The sequence below is a fragment of the Paraburkholderia sp. RL17-373-BIF-A genome (genome assembly GCF_046030175.1).
GTDB lineage: Bacteria > Pseudomonadota > Gammaproteobacteria > Burkholderiales > Burkholderiaceae > Paraburkholderia.
Map to the genome: position 1 here is coordinate 1 of NZ_JARESO010000361.1, position 664 is coordinate 664.

The 664-nt window shown below is 54.4% G+C and carries 1 protein-coding gene; it reads left to right on the forward strand.

Going from position 1 to position 664, the window contains the following annotated elements:
• Positions 1 to 332 precede the first annotated feature (332 nt).
• The coding region (locus P0D80_RS50875) for an F-box protein (RefSeq protein WP_408296492.1) at positions 333 to 664 on the forward strand (332 nt) is incomplete at its 3' end.

Here is a 664-nt window from a genome sequence, read left to right on the forward strand (position 1 = left end):
CCCAGGTGATACATCAGCACCGTTACGTTTTGGCTCTTATGGATGTATTCGCTCATCCACAAAGTCTACTTCTACGCCGCAAGCCGCGGGGAATCCGACCCAAAGAGATTAATATTACCCTTCCAGGGGCATCATGGAGCTTGGGGCACCATTATCGCCGCGTGCTCCATGCGCCACTCACTGTGTAACGCGGCTTTGAACCTGGCCCGAAATCGCGTTTCGGGGCCACTCTGCGTGGCGTCATTATGCCGCTCATTCCCGGCTCGATTACGCCGATCCGTGACAAAGCGGAAACGGCAAATTTTGAACCGCGCTAAATTTCTGGGAGAACTATGAAGGTCGGTAATTGTTTGCTGCTTTCGATTTACCATGCGACTCTTAACGAGTCGAAAACACTGCTAAAAAGTGAAATGTCGGATGTCGAGCCGAAGCTCGGGGAGGTTCAAGGCTTGGATGAGATGCGGGATGCGAATGATCCAGACGTCAGTGTGTCGCCGGGAGAGAATCCTTTCGAGCCTCTCCCTCCGGAAACCTTGCTGAACATCACGAGGTATCTCTCTGGCGCGGATAAGCGCGCGGTGCGCTGTGTCAACCGGGAGTTCGCGGGTCATGATGCTCACCTTGTGCGCAAGGTCGATGACCTGAAAGAGAGCGCGTCGAAGGG